Below are 26,782 nucleotides of genomic sequence, written 5' to 3'. Positions count from 1 at the left end.
TAATAACGCGCCCCTGTGGAAATCTGCGCAAGAGGCGCTGCTTTTTTACCCGCCTTTTACGGAGCCACGGAAAGACAGGTCGGTAAATAATCAACCTCGTTGTTTTTTCTGACAGAAAAATATACTCAGATCATGATTTTAGAGTGACTTTGGCGCTATTTCTCTATTCGTTAGATTGGAGGATACAGGATTGTTAGGATCGATCCATAAAATGGAGGGGGGAGTTTATGTGGCTGTTTAAACTACTGTTGCGATTGATCGTTCTTATTAGTATTGGCTGTATTGTTACTGGGTGCATAAAAGAGAGAAAAATCGTCATACCTGAATCAGGGAAAGTTGTAAATTCCGAAATGGCTGCGCGTATTGACGGAAAAGAAATCAGTCTTAGGGAGTTGGATCAAACTTTGCAGCTGGCTTTGTATGATATTGCTGAGCAAGAGTATCAATTGCGCCTGAGTAAGATATATGCTTGGCCGGATAAGGAAAGTTTTGCCAAAGGAGCGCGGGAAAGGATAGAAGTTCTTTTAAAGGTGCCAGAACCACCGAGAATAAGCTTACCCATTGGATACCGTTTTATACGGGGTGATAGTGAGGCTCCGGTTACATTGGCGGTGTTTTGTTCTTTTCAGTCTCCACACTGTCAGTCAATACAGCCTGTTATACAGCGTCTTACCACTAACTATAAAGACTGGGTAAAGGTGGCATACTTTGATTTTCCTCTGAAATTTCACCGGGAGGGTATTAAAGCAGCAGTTGCGGCTCGTTGTGCGGCGGAGCAGAATAAATTTTGGGAATACCACGATGCTTTATATACATTCACTCCCGAACTAGACGATGCTACTTATGCTCAATTAATCAAACAGTTGCAAATTGATGATGATAAGTTTGTAAAGTGCTTTTCCAGTGATACCCCCAAAAAAGCAGTACTTAAAGACCGGGATAGGGCGCTTGCTCTTGGCCTAAAAAATGTACCTGTAATTTTTATCAATGGTTTGTACCTTAAGGGCCTGCGAACCTATGAACAATATGCCTTTTGGGTAGATAAGGAATTGCGTTCCCTAGGTGTTAATCCGAAACAAAAACAAGCCCAGAGAACAGATGATATTGCTGATGATCGCGAATTACCAATCACCCAACTGCCACTTATTCTGCTGGGAGTTAGCGAATCCAGTATCGAGAAAAATTCACGGGCTTTAATTACAGCAGAAGAAACTGCGGCTAAGTATTATAATGTGGGGAATGAAGTAATAGAAAATGTATGGCTGCTACGTCTTTATTCTAACTTTGCTGTCATTAAAAGTGAGATTGGTTTGGAGAGATTGCCTCTTAAGGGGAAAGAGGGTGCCGGAATTTTGTTAACGCGGTTCCGTGAACAAAGTGAGGAGTTGGCCCAGCGTATTGAGCAGCCATTGGGGCCGGGGACTCGCAAGCTGATAGCTTCTTCAGGCGTGCTTACCTTGGGACAGGCTTGGTTGAGTGAACAATTGGAGCAACAAGACGCCCTAGAAGCTAAATTTACTGAAGCTGAGTTGGAGGTGGAAGGACATCGCCTGATGCGACTGGAAGGTGTCCAGGATAATGAATTTTTCACCGCTCTGGGGTTTCAGGACAATGATGTATTGTTGAGAGTCAATGATAGTTGGGTACATAGTGGTCAAAACAATTTGTGGGATGCACTTACCAGTGGGCAGGTCATTGATGTGGCTTTTATGCGCAAGGGATTACCGCAGCGTATACAGTATGTGGTTGAAGAGCTCGGTTATTTTGACGAGAGTTCCGATAATGAGAAAGACTAATGTTAGATAGGTATGGGCCCGCGAAAGGAATTATCTCGGGCCCGGTGTTCACCGAATAGAAGAGATCATTTATTTATCTGGATTTCCTTGCCAGAGAATATCCGCCACGATGTTTTGACCTTGGACGCTAGGATGGAAGCAGTCTCCACCACCAATATCGTCCTTACCAAACTGAAAGGTGCCAGCATTTACCTCATCTTCACCAGTGTACTCGGCGATTACCTCAACATCATTTATGCCGTTATAGCTCTCAGCTTCTTCAACAAGTATCTCATTATAACGCCGCTGGGCTTCGCTAATTGCGTTATAGCGAGTGATAAAATCCTCTCCATTCATGGTACCGCCATTGGTTGCTATTCGGCAGATGCCAAAGGTTGACCAAACATTTTCACAGTTTACTCGAGAGTTACCAGACTGCTTATCCAAACCTGCTGCACGCAGATCCTGTACTCTTGGCACAGATCCGAGAATAATCGTGGAGCCATTGGGCAGACCATCGACGAGTTTGTCCAAGCCCTCCTGAACAGCTGAGCGCCACTCACTGTCGGTGTAAAGCGGATCATCACAATTGTCAGGATCGGCACAATCTCGGTTACAGATATCATTTCCACCAAGCACAATTTCAACATGGTCAGCGACATTGGATTGGGACAATATTCGATCGGCCTGAACGGCGAAATTTTTCTTACCTCCGCGCATTTCGGCACCGGACTCTGCAGCTTTTTTATTCGCAACCATATTAGGTGAGGTGATTTTGTATTTATCGTAAATACTTTCTACAGAATTGTTATCACCATCAAACCATGAGTGTTCCGGCTGGTCCCCTCCTAGGAGGCAAAAAAGATCCCAGAAGTACTTATTGCGGGTGCAGTCCGCGCCGAATGCCATGGTAATGCTGTCTCCGGCAGCAACCGATTTAGAGGGGGCTGCCCAAGTTGACGGTATCGACAAAACGCTTAAAACGAGTGTTGCTATAACTCCATATCTATTCCACATTGTATTTTCTCCCACACCGACTTTCGTCGTTGTTCATTATTGTTTTGATACTGTATCGGTGAACCAGTGGAGTTTAGGTTGAGGGAAGGAGAGCTGGGGAGTGAATGGCTGCGACTATTGAGTCATGATTGAAAAAATTGAAGTGCGTTGGACTTTTGTCGCCAGGGACATTGCGCAGTGATTAACCTTAACAGTTTGATAAATAGCAGTGGGTGTAATATCGGTTAGTTTGATCGACTATCTATTCATAATCCTGGGCTTCCACTATACTGCGGACTACTTGTCGGAGTGCCTATGGGCTGAGATCGCTACTGCGAGATCCGTTGAACCTGATCGGGGTAACCCCCGCGTAGGGAACAAGATCTGAAGTCGTCTATTTTTTACAGTTTAGCGACTTTTCTCTTTGTGTCTGCCCTGGACGCTGCGACCTTTAAATTCCCAAGCTTTAAGGTTACGCATGTCCGAGATCATTGAACAGTCCGGTAAAGCCGGAAAGTCCTCCCGCGCCGCTAGCCGCGATTCTGCTAAATCATTTCTTGAGAATCTCACGGTTCAGTCCTTCCCAAATTCGAACAAGGCCTATTTATTGGGTGAAACAACGGATATCCAGGTTGGCGTTCGCCAGATTTGTCTGGGAGACAGTGTGGTAGGTGGTGATGCTGAAAATCCGGTGTTAGAGCCCAATGAACCGCTGATGGTCTATGACACTTCGGGGCCTTATTCCGAGCCAAATTTAAAAGTCGATGTGCGTGAGGGTCTACCCAAGTTACGTGAGGGTTGGGTGAAGGCGCGAGGTGACACTGAGCAACTAGATTCCCGTCAGGCAGCCTATAGCCAGAAGCGCATGGCCGACCAGGGACTAGACCATATTCGCTTTGAAAACCTACCGAGACCACGTCGTGCCCAGCCGGAGAAAAATGTATCGCAGATGCACTATGCCCGCCTTGGCATTATTACGCCAGAAATGGAATTTGTCGCTGTCCGTGAAAATATGGGGCGTGCAAAATTAGCGGTGGAGATGACAGAAAGCGATTACCAGAAAGCGCGTGATGGTATTTTTATTCCTGAGCAAATTACCCCCGAATTTGTACGAAGGGAAGTCGCTGAAGGGCGGGCGATTATCCCGGCTAATATCAATCATCCGGAAGTGGAGCCGATGATTATCGGACGTAATTTCCTGTGTAAAGTGAATGCAAATATCGGGAACTCCGCGGTGACCTCTTCTATTGAGGAGGAGGTTGAGAAATTAGTGTGGTCTACCAAGTGGGGAGCTGACACAGTAATGGACCTTTCCACTGGCGCCAATATTCATGAAACCCGCGAGTGGATTCTACGCAACTCGCCAGTGCCAATCGGTACCGTGCCGATTTATCAGGCGCTGGAAAAGGTCGATGGTATTGCCGAGGACCTTCACTGGGAGGTTTTCCGCGATACCCTGATTGAACAGGCAGAGCAGGGCGTGGACTACTTCACCATCCATGCGGGTGTACTCCTGCGCTATGTGCCGCTCACCGCCAAACGTATGACTGGCATTGTGTCTCGGGGCGGTTCGATCATGGCCAAGTGGTGCCTTGCTCATCACAAGGAAAACTTCCTCTATACCCATTTTGAGGAAATCTGCGAAATTATGAAGGCCTATGATGTGAGCTTCAGTCTCGGCGATGGTCTTCGCCCTGGCTCCATTGCCGATGCTAATGATGAAGCCCAGTTTGGTGAATTACATACCCTGGGTGAGCTCACCGAAGTTGCCTGGAAACACGATGTGCAGACTATGATCGAAGGTCCAGGTCATGTAGCTATTCATAAGATCAAAGAAAATATGGATGAGCAGTTAAAGCACTGCCACGGTGCGCCTTTCTACACACTCGGCCCTTTGACTACGGATATTGCACCGGGTTATGACCACATCACCTCTGGCATTGGCGCTGCGCTTATCGGTACTTATGGATGCGCCATGCTCTGCTATGTGACACCCAAAGAGCATTTAGGCCTACCCAATAAAGAGGATGTTAAAGAGGGATTGATGGCCTATAAGATTGCGGCTCATGCCGCAGACTTGGCCAAGGGCCATCCACGTGCGCAGAAACGCGACGATGCGCTCTCCAAGGCCCGTTTTGAATTTCGTTGGGAAGACCAGTTCAATATAGGTTTGGACCCGGAGCGAGCGCGAACCTATCACGATGAAACTTTGCCAAAGGAATCCGGCAAAGTCGCGCATTTCTGCTCTATGTGCGGACCAAAATTCTGCTCCATGAAAATTACCCAGGATGTACGCGATTACGCGGCCAAGCAGGAAGCGGCACAGGGTATGGAAGAAATGGCTATTAAGTTTAAGGATATGGGCAGCGAAATTTACCACAAGGGCTGATGAACGTTTTGGGGGAGGCCCGCCTCTCTCGAATTTATGGCATGAGTGCGGTGGTGAAAGGGAGCTTGCTATCGCCGGGTATCTATTGGGAATTGTGAGGATAGGTGGTCAGTGACAAGCGAAAGCAAGGCCAAAATTGCCATTGCCGGTGGGGGGTTGTTGGGGCGATTGCTCGCCTGGCGACTCTGCCAGTATGACGTGAATATTACCCTGTTTGAAGCCGGTAAGTTGTCGGTGCCGCAGGGCGCCTGTTGGACGGCGGCGGGAATGATCTCACCCCTGTCAGAACTGGTCCACAGTGAAAAACAGGTTTATACCCAAGGCTTACAAAGCCTCGATCTTTGGTCAGACTGGTCTAGGAAGCTGGAGTTGCAGGGCGGGCGCGCGGTGGGGTTTCGTCGAGCGGGCTCGGTTCTGGTAGCTCACGGTAAGGACAGAAGTGAACTGTTGCAATTCCTGCGGGAGCTGCAGGGCAAGCTGGGCGAGTCGGCCAGAGAGCAGGTGCAAGTCCTGGATACAGAAGCCCTGCGGGATTTAGAGCCCGCGTTACACAGCTTTGAGCAGGGGCTTTATCTGCGGGGTGAGGCAGATATCAATAATCATCGGCTGCTGCCCTTGTTGCTCGATGTGTTGCGTCTGCAGGGGGTGCAATTGCGTGAGCTCACTAGAGTCAATTGCGAACCGTGGTGTATTTCTTTTCCCGGCGGGGAAGAGCATTTTGACTGTGTTATAGACTGCCGCGGTCTCGGGGCCAAAGATCAGATCAAAGGCCTGCGCGGTGTTCGCGGCGAAGTGATGGTGGTGGAATCCAGAGAAGTTGTCTTGCAGCGCCCGGTGCGTCTGCTACATCCCCGCTATAAACTCTACGCTGTGCCACGCAGCGATGGACGCACGGTGATTGGTGCCACAGAAATTGAGAGCGAAGATCTGTCCCCAATTTCTGTGCGCTCCAGTATGGAATTGTCTTCTGCACTTTATTCCCTTAACCCAGCTTTTGCCGAGGCCCGCATTGTGGAGACTCGAGTCAATTGTCGTCCTGCGACAATGAACAACAACCCCTATATACACAATGAGGAAGGATTGATTCGGGTGAATGGTCTCTATCGCCACGGTTATCTTTTGGCTCCAGCAATGGTGCAACAGGTAGAGAATCAAGTGGCGCAACAACGGTTACTGGTGTTTTGATGCAGATATTCATTAATGGGGAGCTTCACCGTCTTGAATTTCCTACAGAGCTCACCGTGCTTTTACAACAGTTGGGATATTGTGGGGAAGCCTTTGCCGTGGCGGTTAATGGCGATTTTGTCGCTCGCTCGGAATACAGTAGTACCCAAATTAATAATGGCGATAGCCTTGATATTGTTGCACCGGTAGTGGGAGGTTAAAAGTGAGTGATTTATTAAACTTCTATGGGAAAACATTTAACAGTCGGTTACTAGTGGGTACTGCGTTGTATCCATCTCCCGCCATTATGCGTGAATCGGTGAAGGCCTCTTGCTCAGAAATTATTACCTTGTCGCTACGCAGGCAGAACCCCGCGCAGCAACAAGATAATGTATTTTGGGATTATGTTAGAGAATCCGGCTGCCAATTATTGCCCAACACCGCCGGTTGTAGATCCTCGCGCGAAGCGGTGGAGTTGGCGAAAATGTCGCAGGAAATTTTCCAAACCGATTGGCTCAAGCTGGAAGTTATAGGTGATGATTATAATTTACAGCCGGATCCTTTTGGTTTGGTGGATGCGGCGCGGGAGTTAGTCCAGCTTGGTTTTAAAGTCCTGCCTTATTGCACCGATGATTTGGTCTTGTGTCGCAAGCTTCTGGATGTGGGTTGTGAGGTATTGATGCCCTGGGGGGCACCAATTGGCACTGGGCAAGGGTTGCTCAATAAATACAGTCTGCAAACACTGCGCGAGCGCCTTAGTGATGTGCCGCTGATAATTGATGCTGGAATTGGGGCACCATCACAGGCTGCGGAAGCGCTGGAGATGGGATTTGATGCAGTTTTATTGAATACCGCGATCGCTAAAGCCCAGGAGCCTGTGCTTATGGCACAGGCTTTTAAACTCGCCGTAGAATCCGGGCGCGCTGCCTTTAATGCCGGTTTAATGCTCAGGCGTCAAACCGCCAGCCCAAGTACCCCCACCCTGGATATGCCTTTCTGGCAGCAGGCCGAAAGTATGCTGCGGGAATAAGATGTTTATGCGAGATCAATTTTTAACGGATAAATCCACTGTCTGGACGATTGCTGGCAGTGACTCAGGGGGAGGTGCTGGTATCCAGGCGGACCTGCTGACTTTCGCCGATTTCGGCTGTCACGGTTGCAGTGCAATTACAGCCAATACTGCACAAAATACGCTGGAAGTAACTGCGCTTAATGCGGTTCCTTTAGCAGTATTGAATTCTCAGCTACAGGCTTTGCAGCGAGACCTGTTTCCCGCTGCGATTAAAATTGGAATGTTAGCCAATTCCGAACAGGTTTTGCTTGTGGCGGATTTCTTACGCAGGCTGAAAGCGCTCCAGTCGGTCCCCATTATTTATGACCCAGTAGCTATTGCCACCAATGGTGCGAATCTGACCGAAGGGGATATTACCACTGAAGTGCTGACACAATTGTTGCCGCAGTGTGATCTGGTAACTCCGAATTTGCATGAGTTGATATGGCTTACAAAAATAAGGGCTAAGGATGCAGCATCCATAATAAGTGCTGCACGACAACTGCACTCCATGGGCGGGGCTGCGGTACTGGTTACTGGCGGTCACTCTCAGCTGGGCCCGAATGAGGTTTCCGACCTGTTTTGGGATGGTGAAAAGGTTGACTGGTTTATCGGCCGGCAAGTGCCCGGCAATAATAGCCATGGCACAGGCTGCTCCTTGTCATCTGCTATTGCGGCCAGTCGTGCTTTGGGCTACCCCGTGCGGGATGCCTGTGTAGTGGGCAAGGCATATGTGCAGCGAGGCTTGCGTCTTGGGACTAATCAGCATATAGGCACCGGCAATGGCCCGGTGGGGCACTGCGGTTGGCCTCTGGAATTAATTGATTTTCCCGAGGTATTGATCCCGGGAGACGCGCGAGCGCAGCATTATGGCCTGGGCGCACAAAGTTCTGAACAGCCACTGGTTAGTGGGTTTGCCGCAATGGACTCCCTGGCATTGGGATTGTATCCGGTAGTGGATACTGTGGGGTGGTTGCAACGACTTGCCGAGCAGGGCGTGCGTACCCTGCAGTTGCGCATTAAAAATCCGGGCGAGGACTTACGCGAGCAGGTTCAGCAGGCTGTTGCTATTGGTCGATCTTATAAGCTGCGTTTGTTTATCAATGATTATTGGCAGCTGGCTATCGAGTGTGGTGCCTATGGTGTTCACTTGGGGCAGGAGGATCTACAGGTTGCTGATCTATCGGCCATCCGATCGGCCGGCTTGAAGCTGGGCATTAGTACCCACGGCTTCTACGAGTTATTGCTGGCCTACCGTTACCGCCCCAGTTATCTGGCAATCGGCGCTATTTACGCAACCGATACCAAGGATATGTCGGAGCAGCTGCAGGGAGCAGAGAAGCTCGCGCGGATGGCTGCACTCTTACCTCAATACCCGCTGGTGGCCATTGGTGGTATCAATTTGCAGCGTGCTCCAGAAGTTATTGCTGCTAATGTAGGTAGCATTGCTGTGGTCAGTGCGATTACTAGAGCGAAGGATTATAAGCGAGCGATTGTCGAGTTTAATGCTCTGCTGGGAGATAAGTGTGCGGAAGCTGAATCATGTTAAGTCGTAAGGAATTACAGCGCTATAGTCGCCAGGTAATGTTGCCCCAGGTGGGAGAGGAGGGGCAGGAAAAGTTGGCGTCTGCGCGGATTATGATAGTTGGTCTTGGTGGCCTTGGCAGTCCTGCGGCACTTTATTTGGCGGCTGCCGGTATTGGTGAGTTACATCTGGTGGATGGTGATCAAATCGATCTCTCTAACTTACAGCGCCAAGTGCTGTATAAAACCAATCATCAGGGCAAATCCAAGTCACAGGTGGCTGCGCAGCAATTAACCGCCGCAAACCCAAACGTACGTATTCACGCTCATTTCCAAATGGCGGATGAGGCTTGGCTTAGACAACATGTTGGGCAGGTTGATCTGGTGCTCGATTGCACGGATAACTTAGCCATACGTCACCAGATCAACCGAATTTGTTGTGAGCTCGAACGGCCGGTGGTGATGGCTTCGGTACAGGGTTTTTCCGGACAGTTGATCAGCTTTGATTTTTCTCAGGGGAAAAGTCCCTGCTATGCTTGCTTGTTCCCGCCCCGTGAGCAGGAAGATATTCAAAACTGCTCAACAGTGGGGGTGATTGGGCCGGCCTTGGGTATTGTTGGCAGTGCTCAGGCATTAGAAGCGATGAAAATTTTACTCGGATTGCCCGTATCCAGTCTCAATCAATTATATGTAATCGAGGGTGAGTCTCTGTCAATGAGCGCCTTGAAATTAAATAAATCAGAAATTTGTCCAGTTTGTTCTCAGTCAGAATTAACAGAGTCCTGCAATAAATAATTTTTTTTTAAATGGGTTGGTGAACTAATTGTTTTTTTGTGGTTTTTTTGCGAAATGATTCTGAATTGTGTGGTGGGGCGTGACACATCTTTCTTATATTGTTAGTGTGTAATCGAAAGCTGTGTATTTGTTGATGTTGAATTTTGTGTCTTAGTTTTCTTGTGACTCAATATTTGTAAATTTTTCAATGCACAGCCTTTTTTACAAAAACCCAACTCTTATACACGAGGGGCGTGTTGTTATGAAGAAAATTGACATTGGTATTAGTGAAAGTGACCGGGAAAAAATTGCTGGCGGTCTTAAGCACTTGTTGGCAGATAGCTATACCCTCTACTTGCAAACGCACAATTTTCACTGGAATGTCACAGGCCCGCTGTTTCGTGAATTACATCTGATGTTCGAGGAACAGTATACGGAGCTGGCCGAGGCGGTTGATGAAATCGCTGAACGTATCAGAACCCTGGGTGTTGCCGCTCCCGGCACCTACCAAGCATTTGCGCAACTGAGCTCAGTTGAAGAAGTCGTGGAAATTCCTGCGGCGGAAGATATGGTTAAAATATTGACCAAGGGGCATGAACAGGTAATCAAGACCTGCCGAGAAGTTTTGAAGTCTGCCCAGAGTGGGGAAGATGAGTCCACCCTTGCACTGGTATCTGATCGCATGCAGGTGCATGAAAAAACTGCCTGGATGCTGCGCGCTACCAGCGGTAATTAAGGTTGTTTTAGGAGGGTTATTCAGCACGGGCTGTTTGCCCGCGCTGAATGAATCTGGCAGCTACTCAGTGTTGCGATCGATGGTCTGCAGGAAGGCACTGGCTGCAGCCGAAAGGGTCCCGCGGCTCTTCAGTAGTATGCCGACTTCCTGATAAACGACGGGAGCCGAAAGAGGCAGGCAGTGCAAACCGTACTCTTGCATCTGAGTTTCGCACAGGCTGGGAACCGCACTGACTCCCATTCTGGCGCGAATCAACCGCCCAATCGTGCTGAGCTGATTAGCTTCGCACAAATAGCGGGCCACCTTGCCGCTCTGCGCAAAGGCCTGCTCGGTCCAGCGGCGTACGGCCGACCCCCGGTTCATCGAAATAAATGGATATGCAGCCAGATCCCGCCAGTGCAGGGCGCTTTTGCCGGACAGGGGGTGCTCTGGAGGAATGACGGCAATAAAGCGGTCCCGCTCTAGGGGAATGAATGCCAGCCCACCGAGGTCTTCCGGACGAAAGCTGATGCCAAGCTCTGCACGGCCCTCCTGTACTGAACGTACAACGCCTTCCATCACAATATCTTCCAGCACAATGTTGATTTTGGGGTTCTCCCGGTGGAAGTGTGCCAATAGATCGGGCAGGCGATTCGAGGTAAAGGCCGGAATAACGGCCAGTAGCAGTTGCCCCCGCTCGAGGCGAAAGCGCTGCTGGATTGCGTCCAGAGACTGATCCCAGCTGTGTAATAGTTGTTCGGCGCGGACCAGGAAATCCCTCCCTTCGGGAGTCAATATCAGTTGGCGGCCATCGCGACTGAACAGCGGCCCACCGGTGGTTTCTTCTAGGTTGCGGATAGCTACCGATAGCGCGGGCTGGGAGGTGTGCAGTTGGGCGCTGGCCTGTGCCAGACTGCGGTTGCGGGCAACGGCAACGAAGGCGCGAAGCTGTTTTATAGTGGCGCTCAAAGGGGCTCCTGACACATCAGCGGGTCCCCGTTTGTCTTCAGGGAAAGTTAAACTTTATTTAATGAAACCTCTAAAGATTAAAATAGTTTAAAGTCGCCCGGCAAGGCATGATTGCCGCTTTCGCCTCGCGAAAGTCAAACAACCTCCGAGAATAAAGCATCTAAAAGGTCTGCTGAGATGAAGGACACCGCACAACCCCTTTGGCAACCGAGCCGCGAGTCCATTGCCGCTACGCAAATGGATGAGTTCCGTCGTCTGGTCAATAACAGGCACCAGTTACAGCTGGAAGACTACAGTGCGCTCTATCAGTGGTCCGTGAAAGAGCGAGAGACCTTTTGGAGCGACTTGTGGGAATTCTCTGACGTGCTGGCCAGTAAGCGCGGTGAGCGGGTACTGGGCCGCGATAGTATGCCTGGAGCCGAGTGGTTTCCCGAAGCCCGCCTCAACTTTGCCGAGAATCTGTTGCGTTTCCGCGACGACAAGCCGGCATTAGTGGAGCGCCTGGAGAATGGCCGTCGCCGCCAGCTCAGCTATGCGCAGCTGTATAGCCGGGTTGAGCGCCTTGCCTCAGCCTTGGCCAATCAAGGGGTCTCCGAAGGGGACCGTGTGGCCGGCTTTATGCCCAATGTGATGGATACCGTGGTGGCAATGCTGGCAACCACCAGCCTCGGAGCCATCTGGACCTCTTGCTCACCGGATTTCGGTATTAATGGTGTGTTTGACCGGTTTGGACAGGTGAAGCCAAAAGTCCTGTTTGCCTGTGAAGGGTATTTGTACAACGGCAAAGTGATTGATTCGCTACCGCGCCTCGGTGAAATTACTGCCCGCATCGAATCCATCGAAAAGTTGGTGGTGGTGCCAGTTGCTCGCTCCCGGGAAGAAACGGCTGAAGTGTTAGGAGCTGCCCCCCTGGATAAAGCCGTTTTGCTACAGGACTTTGAAGCTGCAGCTCCCGAGCGTGAGCTCACTTTTGTACAAACTGAGTTCAACCACCCGTTGTATATCATGTACTCCTCCGGTACCACCGGGGTGCCCAAATGTATCGTGCACGGTGTGGGCGGCACTCTGCTCCAGCACTTGAAAGAGCATCGCTTACACTGTGATCTGCGCCGTGAGGACGCCCTGTTTTATTTCACGACCTGCGGCTGGATGATGTGGAACTGGCTGGTGAGTGGTCTGGCCTGTGGTGCCACTCTCGTGCTGTTCGACGGCTCGCCTTTCTATCCAGAGGCGAAAAGCTTGTGGGATATGGCGGACGAGGAAGGTGTCAGTGTGTTTGGTACCAGCGCTAAATATATTGCCGCATTGGAAAAGAGCGGCTGTAAGCCTCGTGAGAGCCACGAACTGAAGAAACTGCGCGCGGTGCTGTCTACAGGATCGCCCCTGGCCCATGAAGGTTTCCGCTATGTCTACCGGGATATCAAGCAGGACCTCTGCTTGTCTTCCATTTCCGGGGGCACCGATATTGTTTCCTGCTTCGCTTTGGGTAACCCGACGTTGCCCGTTTACGCCGGTGAGTTGCAATGTCGTGGCCTGGGAATGGCTGTAGAGGTCTGGAATGACGATGGTGAGTCGGTCACTGAGGAGAAGGGCGAACTGATATGTGCTAAGTCCTTCCCCTGTATGCCAATCGGTTTTTGGAATGATCCCGATGGCAGCAAATATCACGCGGCCTATTTTGAAAACTGGCCGAGTGTTTGGGCGCACGGTGACTATGCCGAAATCACCGCCCATGGAGGCGTGATTATTTACGGTCGCTCCGATGCGGTGCTCAATCCCGGCGGCGTGCGGATTGGCACTGCAGAGATCTATCGGCAGGTGGAAAAGGTCGAGGAAGTGCTCGATAGCGTCTGTATTGGTCAGCAGTGGCAAGACGATGTACGCGTGGTGTTGTTCGTGGTTCTGCGTGAGGGGCTGGAATTGGATGAGGATCTGGTGCAGAAAATCCGCTCCACTATTCGTACCAATACCACCCCGCGCCATGTACCGGCCAAGGTAATTCAAGTGGCAGATATTCCACGTACTATTAGCGGCAAAATAGTCGAGCTGGCGGTGCGCAATGTGGTACACGGCAAGGCCGTTAAGAACCAGGAAGCCTTGGCCAACCCCGAGACACTGGTGTTGTTCGAAAATCTGCCCGCGCTGGCAGAGGACTGAGGCTTCTAGGAGGGTAAGGGGATGTAGGCGGGCGCCATTTTGTTTGCGTCGGTTCTGCGCTACCCTTGCCCATTAGTAATACCAATAAATTTACGGCAGAAGAACAGGCATGGTTACATATCTCTACTGGGCGGCGATCATCGCCCTGGTTATTCTCTCTCTTTTCGTCGGCAGCCGCATGGGCAGCTTGAAAATAGGCGCCATTGTGGCCGCAGTTTTCTTTTCGGCCGGGTGGTTGGCGTATTATTTTCACTACGAGCAGGTCTTTGTGAAGCGCTTCGGTGGCGTGATGAGTATTTCTGTGCCCGATGGCTATCGGCACATCGGGGCCACTTGGAAAGAGGATAATCTATGGGTCGAAAATTATGATCCTAGAAGCAACCAATGTATTTTCACTGAGTATTCGAAGGGAAATATCCTCAAGGGGCGGGTGATTATTAAGGATTGCAATCCGCTACTTGGTAGCCCCAGTACGACCAGTACGAGCACCAGTACCCAGCCATAAACCTTTTACTCGTCTCCAGGCCGGTGATTAATGTGGGCTTAAGGCCCTGTTAATACCGGCAAACTCCGCCCGGATACTATCTGTCCGGGGCAAAATCAGATGTGATGGGAATGCACACCCGGTAGCACGTGGAGTAACCGCTGTAGGCAACGGATAATATTTTGCGAATTTTCTTTGTCTTTCTGCTTGTCGGTTTTGTACTGCTGCCCCTGCAGCGGGCGGTAGCCATCCCTTTTTTCTCCAAACTTCCGGGTTTTTCTCTTTCTGTACAGGGAGACCCCGCACTACAGGACAAATTAGGTAAAGAGCTAGAGGAGTTGCGCAAAACCAGCAGTGCGCTTCAGAGCTATGAGGCCCCCCGTGATATCGCCAATTATGAGCGCGGCAATTTAGAGAAACTACTGCGTTCGGATGGCTATTACGATGCCAGCGTACGGGAGTCTGTTGTGGGTGGCGAAATAGTTTATCAGGTGATACCTGGTCCCCAGTATTTGATTAAAAGCTTGGATATTGACATGCCCGTGGACCTGCGGGCAGGGTTTCCGGGGCTGCCGATTGGGGTTGGTGATCCCCTGCGGGCCGACGAGGTGCTCGAAGGGGTACAAACGATTACCAAGTACCTCAACAATAATGCCTGCTTATACAATGTGGACGTTACCTACCAGGCAACGGTGATTCATCAGGAGGCCTCCGCACGGCTGGAATATCGTGTGGCACCAAGCCCGGAAGTGATGGTGGGTGAAGTACAGATTCTTGGGGCTACCTCTGTAGAAGAGGATTATCTGCGGGATAAACTAAATATCAATCCGGGGGACTGTTTCAGTCGTAGCAAGCTGGATGCGGCTCAGCTGAGTTTATTACGCACCAATCTGGTGTCCAATGTTGTCAGTCAGGTTTCTGAGCCCTATGGAGGGCTCGTCGATATCACTTTTATCGTGCAGGAGCGCAACCACCGCACGGTTACCTTGGGGGTGGGTTATACCTCCGATGAAGGCCCCGGTGTCTCCGCTAGCTGGGAGCATCGCAATATATTTCATCGTGGTGAAAAGCTGGAGGTGTCGAGTAAGGCTAACTCGGTGAAGCAAACTCTGGAAAGCAAGTTGAGCATTCCGCGTTTTCTCAGTGATAAACAGCGGTTTACCGGCAGCGTTGGACTGACCGGGGAGGATGTGGATTCCTACCGCTCCAAAGCATTGACCCTAAAAGGATTGGTATCGCGCAAGTTAAGTAAGCGCCGCACCATCAGCGCTGGAGCGGAGCTGAAGTTCAGCCGCGTCGATGAAAAGGTGGAGGGGGCCGTTGTCGAGGGAGAAGACCCTGATGAAAATTATCACCTGTTGGCCTTTCCCCTGGGTTTTAAGTTGAATACAACTGATAAGCCACTGGATGCCCGTCGAGGCGCCACCACAGCCCTGGAGGTAAAACCCTATCTGGATCTCAAGAATAACAGTACTTCGTTTGTAAAAACTATCCTGCAAATGACAGCCTACAAGACCGCAGAATCCGCCCCCTATGAACCCACCCTGGCACTGCGTTTAAAAGCTGGAGCTATTACGGGTGCGCCCAATCTGAAGCTGCCCGCGGATGAGCGCTTCTATGCCGGTGGCGGTGGCTCTGTGCGCGGTTACGGTTATCAGGAACTGGGGCCTCGTCTCGTGGAAATTGATGAGGATGGCCAGGAGAGCCTGTCCGACGCGATTGGTGGTCGAGGCATCAGTGAGATCTCTATCGAAGGGCGCTTCCGCTTTAGTGATACTTGGGGTGGGGTTCTATTTCTCGATGGGGGCAACGCCTACGAAAACCCTCGCCCCAATTTTTCTAATCTCTTTTGGGGGGCGGGTTTTGGGGTGCGTTATAACACCTCCTTCGCCCCCATCCGCTTTGACTTGGCCTTTCCCCTGGACCGCCGCGACGGCGTGGATGATCGCTATCAAGTCTATATCAGCCTGGGACAGGCTTTCTGATGTCAAAGTTGGGTGCATTTTCCCTGAGTTTTCTTCGTGCATTGAGGACTTTTCTGCATGGGTTGTGGCGGCCCCTCAGAACTGGGGGGTCGCTGGTCAGTGGCTTATGTCTGTTAATTCTACTTTCGCTGGTTTATTTTCTTGGCACAGAGCAAGGCAGAGTCAATCTAACTCGCACGGCTTTTTACGCGGCGGAGCAGGCGATCGACGGCCTTGCCATCGAGGCCGAGGGTATAGGCAGCGAGCGACTCGGTGCCTGGTTTTTCGAACGTCTTCGGGTCGACTTTCAGGGCAACACCCTGGCCGAAGCGAGCCAACTGGAATTAACGTTACAGAGCTTTTCCCGCAACCCGATCAATATTGAACGCATCGCTGCGGAAGATCTTTTATTCAATCTCGATGTATTGACAGAATTACTGAACTCTCTAACTCCGGCGGAGACTGACACAACCCAGGACGAGGAGCCGACGGATAACACTGAAGCAACCAGCTGGGAGACCCTACTACCAAGCTTTCGCTTGGGAGCATTACAACTCGATCGGCTACAAGTGATCAGTCGTAAAGTCACTGATATTCCCGCAGTCTCCGTGTTGGGCAGTACGCTGTATCGATGGGAGGGGCAGCCCACTCAGCTGCAGCTTGAGGTCCGTGAATTAAATGGTGGCGATCTACAATTTATTGCCGAGGGGCGCGAGCAAAAGCCCGGCCAGTTTTTTTTAGATTTTTCGGCCAGTGAAAAGGCCCAGGGTTTTATTGGTCGTCTGTTGCATTTACCAGAGGGGCAGGCGCTCGATGCGCGGGGTAAAATTTCTCTGCGCCGCCGTGATCAGCAGGTACAGATTGATATCGAGTCTCTCTCCACTCCCTTTTCCCAGCACAGGCTGACATTGACGGGCAGTTTGCTGGTCGACCTGCTCCCTTGGCAGGTGCGAACTGATGGTGTCTGGTTGCAGGTGGACGGTCGCCGCAGCACCCTATCAGGCAGTATCAGTGCCGATAATATTGTCGCAGACCTCCACCTTAATCGCCTGCCCATAACTCTTTCCCGGCCTTGGCAGAATCTACTGAACAGCGGTTGGTTTAGTGCAGATGTAAAAGTTTCTGGTTCATTGCCACTGCCGAATATGTCCGGACAAATAAAGTTAAATAGTCGTTACCGGGAGCAGCCCCTGGATCTAGCTGGTCGGGTGATCACCGAGCAGGGCATTGTCCGACTGGAGTCCCTAGAGGTAGCGTTTGCCGGTGCGCAGATTCGCACGGCGGGCAGTATCGACACCGAAAATAAAACCCTGGATATGCGCGCAGCAGTGCAGGAGTTGGGAGTTGAAGAGATTCGCCGATTATTGCTCTCTCTGCCGCAAACGGAACATATAACAATCCCCGATGATTTTTCCGGTACTTTGCACCAGTTGCAGGTCATCGCAAAAGGGCCCTGGGATAACCCAGATTTTGAAGGGGATCTAAGTGCTGTATCTGCCTACCGAAATTTACAGAATGAGCTGACGGCCAAGATCGATGGCAACCTGCAGGGGTTAACGATTACGGACTTTACTCTGGTGGGTGACAAGCTGAATGCTCTGGGGGGCGGAACGGTAGATATTGAGGCGAAAACGCTGAATGTGCAGCTGCAGGTGGATATTCGCAACCTCAACCCTAAGGAAGACCTGGGTTTCGCCTCCGCAAAGGGCGTAACCTTGGGGGCCCAAGGTCAGGTTGGCGTGGAGGGACCCTGGTCAAACCCGCGCTTGAGCACCAGCTTGGAATCGGATGGCCTGGTACATGAATACCGCTATAACCTGAAAGGTGATGCCAGTGGCAACCTGGAAAAACTCGACTTACAGGGTTTGCGCCTCGAGTTGTTTGCCAATGGCACCGTGAATCATTTCGGTACGGGGCAGTTCCGCGGTCCTCAGTCGCCGGTGATTATTCCCAGTATGGAAAAGGGGGCAGTGCAGCCGGCACAAAGTGAGAGCCGTCTGAGTTCCCTCGCAGAAGAGGCGCAGCGTCTGGGGCGACAGGGAATTGCTTTGATTGAAGCGCATGGCGTGCTTGAGCCGAAGAGCGACCGACTTCAAGTGGGTGTGAGTGCCCGCAACTTACCACTGAGTTTGGTTGGAGTACTTGGGTTACCCCTACCCAATACCCTGGAAGGGGAGGTGAGCCTGGATGGCGAAATTAATGGCGCGCTGACCAGTCCAGAAGTACGCGCTAGTGTGTTGGCGCAAGGCCGCTATCGCCATGAATCCTGGCAGCTGCAGGGGGCATTAGATTATGCCGACAAGAGTTTGGTTGTCGAAGGCTTGGAGTTTTTGTGGGCGGGGCGCAATCAGTTGTGGGTTCACGGCAGCCTTAATGAGCAGCGCCTGGACTTACAGCTGCAGGGCAGGGCCTCGCTGGAAGATATCTCGCGGGAATTACCCGTTACTACACCCGAGCAGGGCGATGTCATTCTGCACGCGAGTATTACCGGCAGTCCTCGCCAGCCCCAGCTTGAGGGAGAGTTGCGTCTTAGCGGTTATGCGCCGAGGCGAGAGCGAGGGAGAGTACAGGTACAGCCACTCTCTGTGGCTTTGGAATGGCATACCGAAGGCGATTCGCTACAGGCCACCCTGGTGGCCGATCACGGTGCTCGCCGGGCCATAGATAGCAATGCCAAACTACTGATATCGCCAATTTTTGCCCAGCTGTTTGCAGATAACCCCGCCGAGCCGATGAGTGCACTGCCACTGCAGCTGACCAGCAGTGGCACCGCGGATCTCTCCGTAGTAGCGGAATTTATGGACCCCAGGGTACATGTGATGCACGGGCTATTGAATTTCTCGGCAGATGGTACCGGCACATTGGGAGAGCCGCGCCTGAACGGCGCAATTGAGCTGAGTGAAGCCAGTTACGAACACCGCTCCAGCCATACCCGCATTGCCAATATTGATTTTTATGCGAGCCTGACACCGGGGGAATGGCGTATAGAAAGAGGGAGTGCCAAAGTTGTTGATGGCGGCACGATTAATCTGGGCGGAGCGGTATTTTTCCCTGCGCGAGCGCCGGCGAAAATGGATCTCAGTCTAAGTCTGAATAGAGCCCATCTGCTAAATACACCTGGGGTACGCGGTGCTATCAACGGTCAGGCGACTCTGATCGGCACCTCCGAGAGCGCTGAGGTGGTTGGCCGTTTTACTCTGCGCCCTTTGGCCGTGCAAATCGAGCAGTGGATAGGCAGCTCTGTGCCAGAAATACAAGTAACTGAAGTTCAGGTAGACGGTCTCCAGGTAGAGCGCACACCACCACTGCTCAGTAAAGTTGGTTTGGCAGTAGAAATTGTACTGGACCAGCAGTCCTATGTGCGCGGCCTCGGCCTCAATTCGCAATTGCGCGGCCAGGTAGATATTCATGGGACAGCGGCTAAACCCGAGGCCTCAGGTAAATTGACTATTGTGCGAGGTAGTTTTGATTTACTTGGCAAAAAGTTTGATCTGCAGGATGGAGAAATCCGTTTCGAGAATAACGAGGTGGCAGTCAATGTTGAGGGGGTCTATGAATACAGTGAGGGAGAGATCACTGCAAAAATTTCCGGCAACGCTGCAGATTTGGATATTAATTTTAGCTCCGACCCCTCTGCTTCCCAGGATGAAATCTTGGCACAGCTCCTATTTGGCAAGTCACTCTCGGATATTTCTCCACTGCAAGCTGTGCGTTTGGTCAGTGTGATTCGCAGCCTTCAGACCGGTCGTGCAGCCTTGGACCCTGTGGCCAAAACTCGCGAATTATTGCGTTTGGATACCTTGAATATTGAGCATGAAGAAAGTGATGAGGGGGATGAGTACGCTTTGAGTTTGGGTAAATACATCACGAATCGGATTTATGTGGAATTACAGAGAAGCACTGATCCTCTAAGTCCTTGGCAGGCGGAGATGCAAATAGAAATCCGCGACAACCTCAATCTGGAATTCAAAACGGCTGATGAAGGGGACAGTGGTTCCGGTAGTGTGGAACTGCAATGGAAGAAAGATTATTAGTGGCGCCTACTATCAGCTTTTAATTCACGCGGTGACAATGGATAGGCGTTTTTCCGTCCGCAGCATTTTTAATGTTTGGTAATTACCATATCTCTAACCTCTAAAGTGCAGCCCTCTTTGGGGGGATGATTGACGCCCCAATTGTCGATCACAATCATCATGGATGTATTAAAAAAAATGGGCCCCGTCTCGCGATAGGCATGCCAAAGTTGGTTCGAGCTGTCACATTTTGTCTCTGAAGCATCACACACTCGAATGTCCCATTGATAAGTCCCGCTATTATGCCCCGATAGAATCTGGCTGGAGGTAAAAGTAATATGCTGACTCGTGCCGGTATCTGCCGTGAGGGCGCCACTTTGCTTAAGCCACTCTACTTGCTTGGGGCGTTCTCCCCAATTTGAGGAGAAGCCGCCTGGACCATTTGGGCCTTTAGTCTCTACAAAATCCACCTCTCGCTCCCCACCATCCCAGCACCCACCAGCTAGTCCACACCAGGGGAACATGAAAACAGCCATCCATTCTGTGGGACGGCATTTCCCTGGGGGTACGGAAATCTCAAAATCAATTGCGGCAATATCGCCCATCAAAATGTCTTCGTTACCACACTGTATCGCAGTGGTATAAACACAGGCACCTTGAGCATTGCTATTCATTTCAATCATTGCTGAGCCAGGGGTATTGCTTGCCTGAAATTCACTCTGAATACACCTATTGTTTTGGGCAACTTTGTCGTCCTGATGATTAAATAATGGCTTGCAGGTGGTAGGTGAGGCCGTCGAGGTTGTTTGCAGGGTAAAAGAAATGACGGCGCAAAGCAGTACCAGGGCTACTCTGTGCATGGAATTAACTCCTGAATTAGAAGGCCCTTATTGATAGTAGCGATTGAAAAAGAAAGCCTGCCTCAATGGCTAGTGAGCATGTTGAATTTTAGACTGTTTGTCGCTGGAGAAGAGGTCCCAAGTGTCGTTGCTCGAGTATAGAGGTTTAAGTTTGATCTACCTAATCGGATAAAATACTTTTGGAAAGTTTGATGACTAATGTATTAAGCCAGGAGGATACCTTGTTGAACGCCCTTTCTCGTTTTTTCGAATGGCAGACCAAAGTGTTTGATTCTTGCTTTTACTGTATGTTTTCCAGTAATTGCCTTCAGCGGAAACTTTTTAATTAATGGGGCTCAGCCGAAGGCCTTGGTCGGCGAGCGTTAGGGGGTTTTCTTTGTTCGGGTTCAACTAAGAAGACCATTTATTCTAAATGTACTCTATTTGGTGAAGGCGAAAAGAGTTGAAACTATTCTTACCGTGCAGATGTAGAAATTCCATGACCTGAATGGATAGTTTCTTGCATCCAATATTGCATCGCTAAAGCGATCTGGCCTCCTGCGAGAGTGGATTTTTCGAGAAATTTAGGTTTTTCTCTTGGTTTTTTCTGCCAGAAAACGTATGGCTTTGTAGCTATTACTTGAAATCAAGTTTGGCTATTTGGTTTTCTGTTCTGATTGGGTTGAGAGTTTGTTGATTAAACGCATCGAGGATTCCTGCACTTTAAAATTAACTGACCAAAGGTGATTTATACGTTCGCTTCCCTCCCGGACTTTCCGCTGACCAGCGTGGCAGGGTCGAGTCGATAGAAGCGGCTCAGTTCTCTATAGAGCTCTGGATGCAGCGTACGTATGGCAATAGGAATGGTGTAAAAGCTCTCGGTAGCGACCGCAAAAAATTCAGCCGGGGACTGGGCTCCGTATAAGTCCAGTACTGAGGGTTTGTCGCCGGGGGGCTGACGGTGTTCGGCTCTTTGGCGCAGGCGATGAAACTCCTGACTCATTACTTCTGCCCAATTAGCACCTTCCGTTGACTGCTCAAACAGCGGACGACCATCGAAATAGCCGTCCTCTTCATCTACTTTATGGGCAAACTCGTGAAGTGCGACATTGTGTCCTCGCTGTGGAAATTGTAGATCTTCTTCCAGGTCGCCCCAGGAGAGCACTACAGGCCCACGATAATGAGCTTCCCCCTCTCGCGCACTGTGCCTAGAGGTTTCTATATAGCCTTCCCGGCGGATTTCATGAGCGACATATGTGTCTGGGTAAAGGAGTAGGGTGTAGAGGTTGGGGTAGCATTCATTTTTACGGCCAAGCAGCAGTAGGCAGGCGTGAGCGGCAATGGCGACTTTCATCTTTTCATTTACCTGCAGGCCTTCGAAACCAACAAACTCTTTATCGTGTAAGAATAGTACGATATTACCGCGTAGTTCTCTCTGCTGTGCCGGATTTAAATATTGATAAATGGGAAGTGTTTCAGTTAACAGCTGTACTTGCTCAGGGTTTAAGGGTTGGGAGCGTCGGTACTGAAGACGCCAGCGGCGGTAAAAGTGCGGAATAAGCCAGACGGCAAGGGCTAATAGGATAATGGCGAAGAATGCATTCATAATTGGATACTGCGTACGATCGGTGAATTTCCCACCGGTTTTGACCGAATTGTTGAGGCAGTCAAAAAGTCTAGTGTTATAGCTCTCATTGCAAATTTAACCAATTAATTCTTCGCCCTTTCTTATGATGGGGGGGATTGTGCCGGTTTCAAGGTTTCCTGACTGGTAGGAGGTTGATGGGTATATGTCATGGATTAAAAATAGAGGGGCAAGCCATGAAAGTTGTTTGTAGTGGCTTGATTAATGGTCACAGGCTGCCAACACTTAGGTTAGCTAAGTGATTTCCCCGTCATTTTTTGGGTTGCTTATGAATAGTCTGCGCACGGTTTTCGGTGTGATTATCGTTCTGTTTTTTATTGCACTCCCGGCGAAGGCCCTATCGGAGGGTACGCCACTAAAAGTGGCGATTGCCGGGGATGCGCCACCCTATGTAATTGATGGCGCAAGTGGCGGCTTGGAGGTGGATATTGTACGGCAGGCGTTACCGGGTTATGACGTTGAGTTTGTTCAAATGGGATTTGCACAAACTGCGCCAGCACTTGAGCAGGGTAAGGTGCAGGCCGCAGTGAATGTAATGAAGAAAAATGACCACCTGTTTTATTCAGGCAATATGATTAGTTTTTCCAATTACGCCATTGCCAAAGCCAGCGATGAGATGAAAGTTAGCCGTATAGCAGATCTCAAGGGTAAAAAAGTCATTACTTGGCAGGGGGCCCCGATGGATCTTGGCATGGAGTTTGAAAAAATGTTTGGCCCCAACGGTACTCAGCGGCAAAACTTGATCCTGGCACCTACAGCGCGTGATCTTGTCGCACAATTTTGGAAAATGAAGGGCGTGGTGGCGGTCGTAGACATGGCGCTTTTCAAGTTTTATAGCCAGAAGATGGGGTATACGATGACACAGGTTGATCTATTTAAGATATTCCCTTTGACGACAGATTTTCGTGTTGGCTTTCGTGACCAGAAGGTGCGCGATGACTTTAACCGTGGGCTTGCGAACTTATGCAACAGTGGCCGCTATCGAGAGTTGCTGAGAAAATATGATGTGGAGCAGAGGGAAGATGTCTGCCAATAATAAGGGGCTATACCGCGGCGTTGATGCTGGTGATCTCTCTTGGCTGGGCTGGAAGTTGGCAGTAAAACGAAAAAGGGCCTGTATTTTTCAATACAGGCCCTTTCTATATGGCGCGCTCGGGAGGATTCGAACCTCCGACCGCCTGGTTCGTAGCCAGGTACTCTATCCAGCTGAGCTACGAGCGCGTCGTTATGGTTGCGGACTATAGTCAGTTGATTTTGAAAAGTCAACTGATTTCCAGGAAAAAACCTTAAAAATCCGCAAGTTAGCGAACTTGCCTAGCTTTTAAAAATGCGCCTAGTAAGTCCGACAGGGCGCGAATTCTGCCGTTTGAACAAGAGGTTTGCAAGCCCTTTTTTTAAAATAGTTGCTCTGGAGTATTTGGTATCAGAAATCTGGCCGAGGTGTTCGCCACCCTGTCTCTCTCAGGTCTAGTTATCGCTAACAGGTGTTTATCCGCCGTTGTTGGCGGAGAACTATACTAATTGTTCCGGGGCAAAATCTCTGCCCCTCAGGTGATGAGGGCTGAGAATCTAAACTGAGCGATACCCTATGGCAATGGCGGACAACGAGGATAAGGGGAAGAAGCTACCGCCAGAGGAGCCTGGTTCTCCTCTCTCCGGCCAATCACAGCAGCAGAGCCCACTGAGCTGGCTGCAATATCTCGTTCTTCTCTTTTTGATCATCCTCACGTTTCAATACTGCTCGAATGGGCAGTTTGGGGTAGAAAGGGAGGTATTGTCTTACAGCGATTTCAAAGCAGCCCTCGGTGAGGGCAAGGTTGCCAGCGTACTTTTTAAAGGGCAGCGCATCACAGGGGTCTTCAAGCCGTCGGCCAATTACTCAGCTGCAGATAAGGAGGCGGGTAAGGATAAGACTGAAAATCCGCAAGAAAAACGCTTTGCGACGACCTTGCCCCCGCTAGAGGACCCCCAGCTTCTCCCCTTACTGGAGCGGCAACAGGTGAAAATCCAAGCTGAATCGCCCCAAGGGGGTCTTCTACAGAGGATGGCGATACTCCTGTTGCCCTGGATTCTGATTATTGTCCTATTGGTCTGGCTAGCACGGCGTATGCAGGCTCGCATGGGTGCGGTGACTCCCGGTAGCCCGTTCAGTTTTGCTCGCTCACCGGCCAAGCGCTTTGAGCGCAGTCAATCCGAGATCACTTTTGATGATGTGGCGGGCCTCGCCAATGCCAAGAGGGATCTGCAGGAGATTGCCGGCTACCTCAAAGACCCGGAGCACTATCGCAATCTCGGGGCAAAAATTCCCCGGGGCATACTGCTTATGGGCCCCCCTGGGACAGGAAAAACTCTAATGGCCAAGGCTCTGGCCGGTGAGAGCGATGCACCTTTTTTTAGCATCAGCGGCTCCGAATTTATTGAAATGTTTGTTGGTGTCGGAGCTTCACGGGTGCGAGATATGTTTGCGGAAGCCAAGAAGGAGGCGCCCGCGATCATATTTATTGATGAGATTGACTCGGTGGGACGCGCGCGCGGTACAGGTTTGGGTGGTGGGCACGATGAGCGGGAACAGACCCTAAATCAGATTCTTGGGGAAATGGATGGCTTCGATCCCCAGGAGGCGGTAGTAGTGATTGCTGCGACCAATCGCCCCGACGTGTTGGATGCGGCACTACTTCGCCCCGGGCGGTTTGACCGCAAAATCACTCTGGATTTGCCGGACAGGCCCGCCCGCAGGGAAATCCTGAGGATTCATTCTAAAAATGTCCCGCTACATGGGGAGGTCGACCTGGAACACCTCGCGGCCCTGACGGCGGGTTTTGCCGGTGCGGACTTGGAAAACCTGATCAATGAGGCCGCCTTGCTGGCGGGAAGGCTAAATAAATCGGTAGTGGATATGGGGTGCTTGTTACAGGCCAGAGACAAGGTGGTACTCGGTGGAGAGCGGGAAGTGATTATGGGGGAGGATGACCGAAAAACCGTCGCCTACCATGAGGCCGGCCATGCTCTCACGGCGGTCCTGTTGCCCCACGCAGATCCTCTAGAGAAAGCCACCATTATCCCCAGAGGGCACAGTTTGGGGGCGACAGAGCAGATTCCCACGGAGAATCATCACAACATGAAGGTGAGTTACCTGCGTGATCGTATCGGCGTGATGCTGGGGGGCAGGGTGGCCGAGCAACTGGTCTTTAAAGAAGTCAGCAGTGGTGCTGAGTCCGATCTCAAGCAGGCTACCCGCTTGGCTCAGCATATGGTGACGCACTGGGGCATGAGTCAAAAGCTGGGTCCGGTGGCTTTTCGGCGAGGAGAGGAGCACATTTTCCTGGGCAAGGAAATGGCACAACAGAAAGATTTTAGTGAGCACACCTCTGAGATTATTGATGATGAAGTTATTGCTTTGATCAGCGGGATAGAACAAGAAATTGAGGAGCTTCTGAAGAATAATGTCAAAAAACTCGATGCCCTAGCGCATGCATTGCTGGAAAAGGAAACTCTGAATGGGGTGGAAATACATCAAGTGATCGCGCAGTGCGGCCAGTGAAATGGCTAGCCTAGTTAGCAGAATGGATTGATGGGGGCAGGGTTAGGTATACCGGCTATATGCCGGAGTAAATCTTTAGTCGATCTGACTACCTATGACTTACATAAGAATTTGATTGGTAATTGTATTTTCCAAGTTTGCCAATTATTTCAACTCACCAAAGAAATTTGGCAAAAAATTTTTTGGACTTGATGGTCAAGTTAGCTTATTGGCAAAGTAGGGCAATACTTGGCAAGAGAATTTTATTTCTAACAAAATGATCATGGGTACCATCTATAGGGTTTCTCTCGGTTTCACCCAAATGGCGATTGAAGCAAATTTGCTGACTGCTAGGTCTTTTTATTTTGAGTCAGTGCCGGGTTTTTTCCTGATTTTTCATCCGCTGTGTATTTCAGACCCTACGTAACAGTTTTTATAATTGTTGGGTACGTGAAGAATTTATAATTTCCCATATTTCCAGTGTTATAACAATCTGGGAGATGAATAGGTTCGCACTTATATAGTGCACTTTGAGATTAAGTTTCTTGTTATTTTTTAATTTTCTCGATTCAAACGAACTTTCCAGACTAATTGAGTTATTTTTATCGTTCTCCACGATGAATAGACTTCCACCTGGCTTAGGTAGCCTGTAATCTGTTCCTGTCACAGAAAACCTGCGAAATCTGTGTCTCTTTATCAGCGCGGTCTTGGATCGGAGTCTCGCAAAGTCGGAATCTTCTTAGAGAGAGTAGAGCGGCGGGACCAAGTAGTACCGATTGCGATAAGTCCGTTGTTGTAGATAA

Annotated in this window: 18 protein-coding genes, 1 tRNA gene and 1 riboswitch; of the genes, 14 read left to right on the top strand and 5 right to left on the bottom strand. The window is 50.4% G+C overall.

Annotated features, from left to right (window positions below; all coding sequences use genetic code 11):
* The first annotated feature begins 227 nt into the window (after positions 1 to 227).
* Complete coding sequence (locus Q1A69_RS09575; protein WP_299584536.1) at positions 228 to 1,796, top strand: thioredoxin domain-containing protein; 1,569 nt, start codon at positions 228 to 230, stop codon at positions 1,794 to 1,796.
* 69 nt (positions 1,797 to 1,865) lie between these two features.
* Here the strand turns inward: Q1A69_RS09575 and Q1A69_RS09570 are convergent, their stop codons facing one another.
* On the bottom strand, positions 1,866 to 2,792 hold the full coding sequence (locus tag Q1A69_RS09570; RefSeq protein ID WP_299584534.1) for an SGNH/GDSL hydrolase family protein: 927 nt from the start codon (positions 2,790 to 2,792) through the stop codon (positions 1,866 to 1,868).
* A gap of 274 nt (positions 2,793 to 3,066) precedes the next feature.
* Positions 3,067 to 3,165, top strand: a riboswitch (TPP riboswitch).
* Positions 3,166 to 3,249: 84 nt separating this feature from the next.
* On the opposite strand from Q1A69_RS09570, the gene thiC reads away from it, so the two are divergent.
* The 7 genes from thiC (at position 3,250) to Q1A69_RS09535 (ending at position 10,409) form a co-directional block, all read left to right on the top strand.
* Positions 3,250 to 5,160: a phosphomethylpyrimidine synthase ThiC gene (gene thiC, locus Q1A69_RS09565; protein ID WP_299584531.1), complete on the top strand. Its 1,911-nt coding sequence runs from the start codon at positions 3,250 to 3,252 to the stop codon at positions 5,158 to 5,160.
* Between the two features lie 111 nt (positions 5,161 to 5,271).
* Positions 5,272 to 6,345, top strand: coding sequence for a glycine oxidase ThiO (gene thiO / locus Q1A69_RS09560; protein WP_299584528.1), 1,074 nt, complete (start codon positions 5,272 to 5,274; stop codon positions 6,343 to 6,345).
* Complete coding sequence (gene thiS / locus Q1A69_RS09555) at positions 6,345 to 6,545, top strand: sulfur carrier protein ThiS (RefSeq protein ID WP_299584525.1); 201 nt, start codon at positions 6,345 to 6,347, stop codon at positions 6,543 to 6,545. The genes thiO and thiS overlap by 1 nt, the downstream gene beginning before the upstream one ends.
* A 2-nt stretch (positions 6,546 to 6,547) precedes the next feature.
* Positions 6,548 to 7,354 (top strand): thiazole synthase, encoded by an 807-nt coding sequence (locus Q1A69_RS09550; RefSeq protein WP_299584523.1) that lies wholly within the window; start codon positions 6,548 to 6,550, stop codon positions 7,352 to 7,354.
* Between the two features lie 7 nt (positions 7,355 to 7,361).
* Entirely contained in the window at positions 7,362 to 8,924 is a 1,563-nt protein-coding gene (thiE, locus tag Q1A69_RS09545) for a thiamine phosphate synthase (RefSeq protein WP_299584521.1), read from the top strand.
* Complete coding sequence (locus tag Q1A69_RS09540) at positions 8,918 to 9,694, top strand: HesA/MoeB/ThiF family protein (RefSeq protein ID WP_299584519.1); 777 nt, start codon at positions 8,918 to 8,920, stop codon at positions 9,692 to 9,694. Before thiE ends, Q1A69_RS09540 begins: the two co-directional genes overlap by 7 nt.
* Positions 9,695 to 9,935: 241 nt before the next feature.
* Positions 9,936 to 10,409 carry a Dps family protein gene (locus Q1A69_RS09535; protein WP_299584516.1) on the top strand — a complete coding sequence of 158 codons (474 nt, stop codon included), beginning with the start codon at positions 9,936 to 9,938 and terminating at the stop codon, positions 10,407 to 10,409.
* A gap of 60 nt (positions 10,410 to 10,469) precedes the next feature.
* Here the strand turns inward: Q1A69_RS09535 and Q1A69_RS09530 are convergent, their stop codons facing one another.
* Positions 10,470 to 11,357: a LysR family transcriptional regulator gene (locus Q1A69_RS09530; protein WP_299584513.1), complete on the bottom strand. Its 888-nt coding sequence runs from the start codon at positions 11,355 to 11,357 to the stop codon at positions 10,470 to 10,472.
* 177 nt (positions 11,358 to 11,534) lie between these two features.
* On the opposite strand from Q1A69_RS09530, the gene Q1A69_RS09525 reads away from it, so the two are divergent.
* The 4 genes from Q1A69_RS09525 (at position 11,535) to Q1A69_RS09510 (ending at position 19,996) form a co-directional block, all read left to right on the top strand.
* Positions 11,535 to 13,514: an acetoacetate--CoA ligase gene (locus Q1A69_RS09525; protein WP_299584510.1), complete on the top strand. Its 1,980-nt coding sequence runs from the start codon at positions 11,535 to 11,537 to the stop codon at positions 13,512 to 13,514.
* Positions 13,515 to 13,623: 109 nt separating this feature from the next.
* Entirely contained in the window at positions 13,624 to 14,019 is a 396-nt protein-coding gene (locus Q1A69_RS09520; RefSeq protein WP_299584507.1) for a hypothetical protein, read from the top strand.
* Positions 14,020 to 14,180: 161 nt separating this feature from the next.
* Positions 14,181 to 15,983 (top strand): BamA/TamA family outer membrane protein, encoded by a 1,803-nt coding sequence (locus tag Q1A69_RS09515; RefSeq protein WP_299584504.1) that lies wholly within the window; start codon positions 14,181 to 14,183, stop codon positions 15,981 to 15,983.
* A complete protein-coding gene (locus Q1A69_RS09510; protein ID WP_299584501.1) occupies positions 15,983 to 19,996 on the top strand; it encodes a translocation/assembly module TamB in 4,014 nt (1,337 codons plus the stop codon). Before Q1A69_RS09515 ends, Q1A69_RS09510 begins: the two co-directional genes overlap by 1 nt.
* A gap of 68 nt (positions 19,997 to 20,064) precedes the next feature.
* Here the strand turns inward: Q1A69_RS09510 and Q1A69_RS09505 are convergent, their stop codons facing one another.
* Together Q1A69_RS09505 and Q1A69_RS09500 are read right to left on the bottom strand one after the other, a co-directional pair.
* Entirely contained in the window at positions 20,065 to 20,835 is a 771-nt protein-coding gene (locus Q1A69_RS09505) for a hypothetical protein (protein ID WP_299584498.1), read from the bottom strand.
* A gap of 727 nt (positions 20,836 to 21,562) precedes the next feature.
* The gene (locus Q1A69_RS09500) at positions 21,563 to 22,420 is read right to left on the bottom strand and encodes a M90 family metallopeptidase (RefSeq protein ID WP_299584495.1); all 858 of its coding nucleotides are present in this window, start codon (positions 22,418 to 22,420) and stop codon (positions 21,563 to 21,565) included.
* A 307-nt stretch (positions 22,421 to 22,727) separates the two neighbouring features.
* Between Q1A69_RS09500 and Q1A69_RS09495 the strand changes: the two genes are divergently transcribed.
* Positions 22,728 to 23,495 carry a transporter substrate-binding domain-containing protein gene (locus Q1A69_RS09495; protein WP_299584492.1) on the top strand — a complete coding sequence of 256 codons (768 nt, stop codon included), beginning with the start codon at positions 22,728 to 22,730 and terminating at the stop codon, positions 23,493 to 23,495.
* Between the two features lie 108 nt (positions 23,496 to 23,603).
* Here the strand turns inward: Q1A69_RS09495 and Q1A69_RS09490 are convergent.
* A tRNA-Arg gene (locus tag Q1A69_RS09490) sits at positions 23,604 to 23,680 on the bottom strand.
* 367 nt (positions 23,681 to 24,047) lie between these two features.
* Between Q1A69_RS09490 and ftsH the strand changes: the two genes are divergently transcribed.
* Complete coding sequence (ftsH, locus tag Q1A69_RS09485; RefSeq protein ID WP_299584489.1) at positions 24,048 to 26,000, top strand: ATP-dependent zinc metalloprotease FtsH; 1,953 nt, start codon at positions 24,048 to 24,050, stop codon at positions 25,998 to 26,000.
* Positions 26,001 to 26,782: the final 782 nt, after the last annotated feature.

The sequence above is a fragment of the uncultured Microbulbifer sp. genome (assembly GCF_947498635.1).
Lineage (GTDB): Bacteria > Pseudomonadota > Gammaproteobacteria > Pseudomonadales > Cellvibrionaceae > Microbulbifer > Microbulbifer echini.
This window is presented reverse-complemented; position numbering and strand designations above follow the sequence as displayed.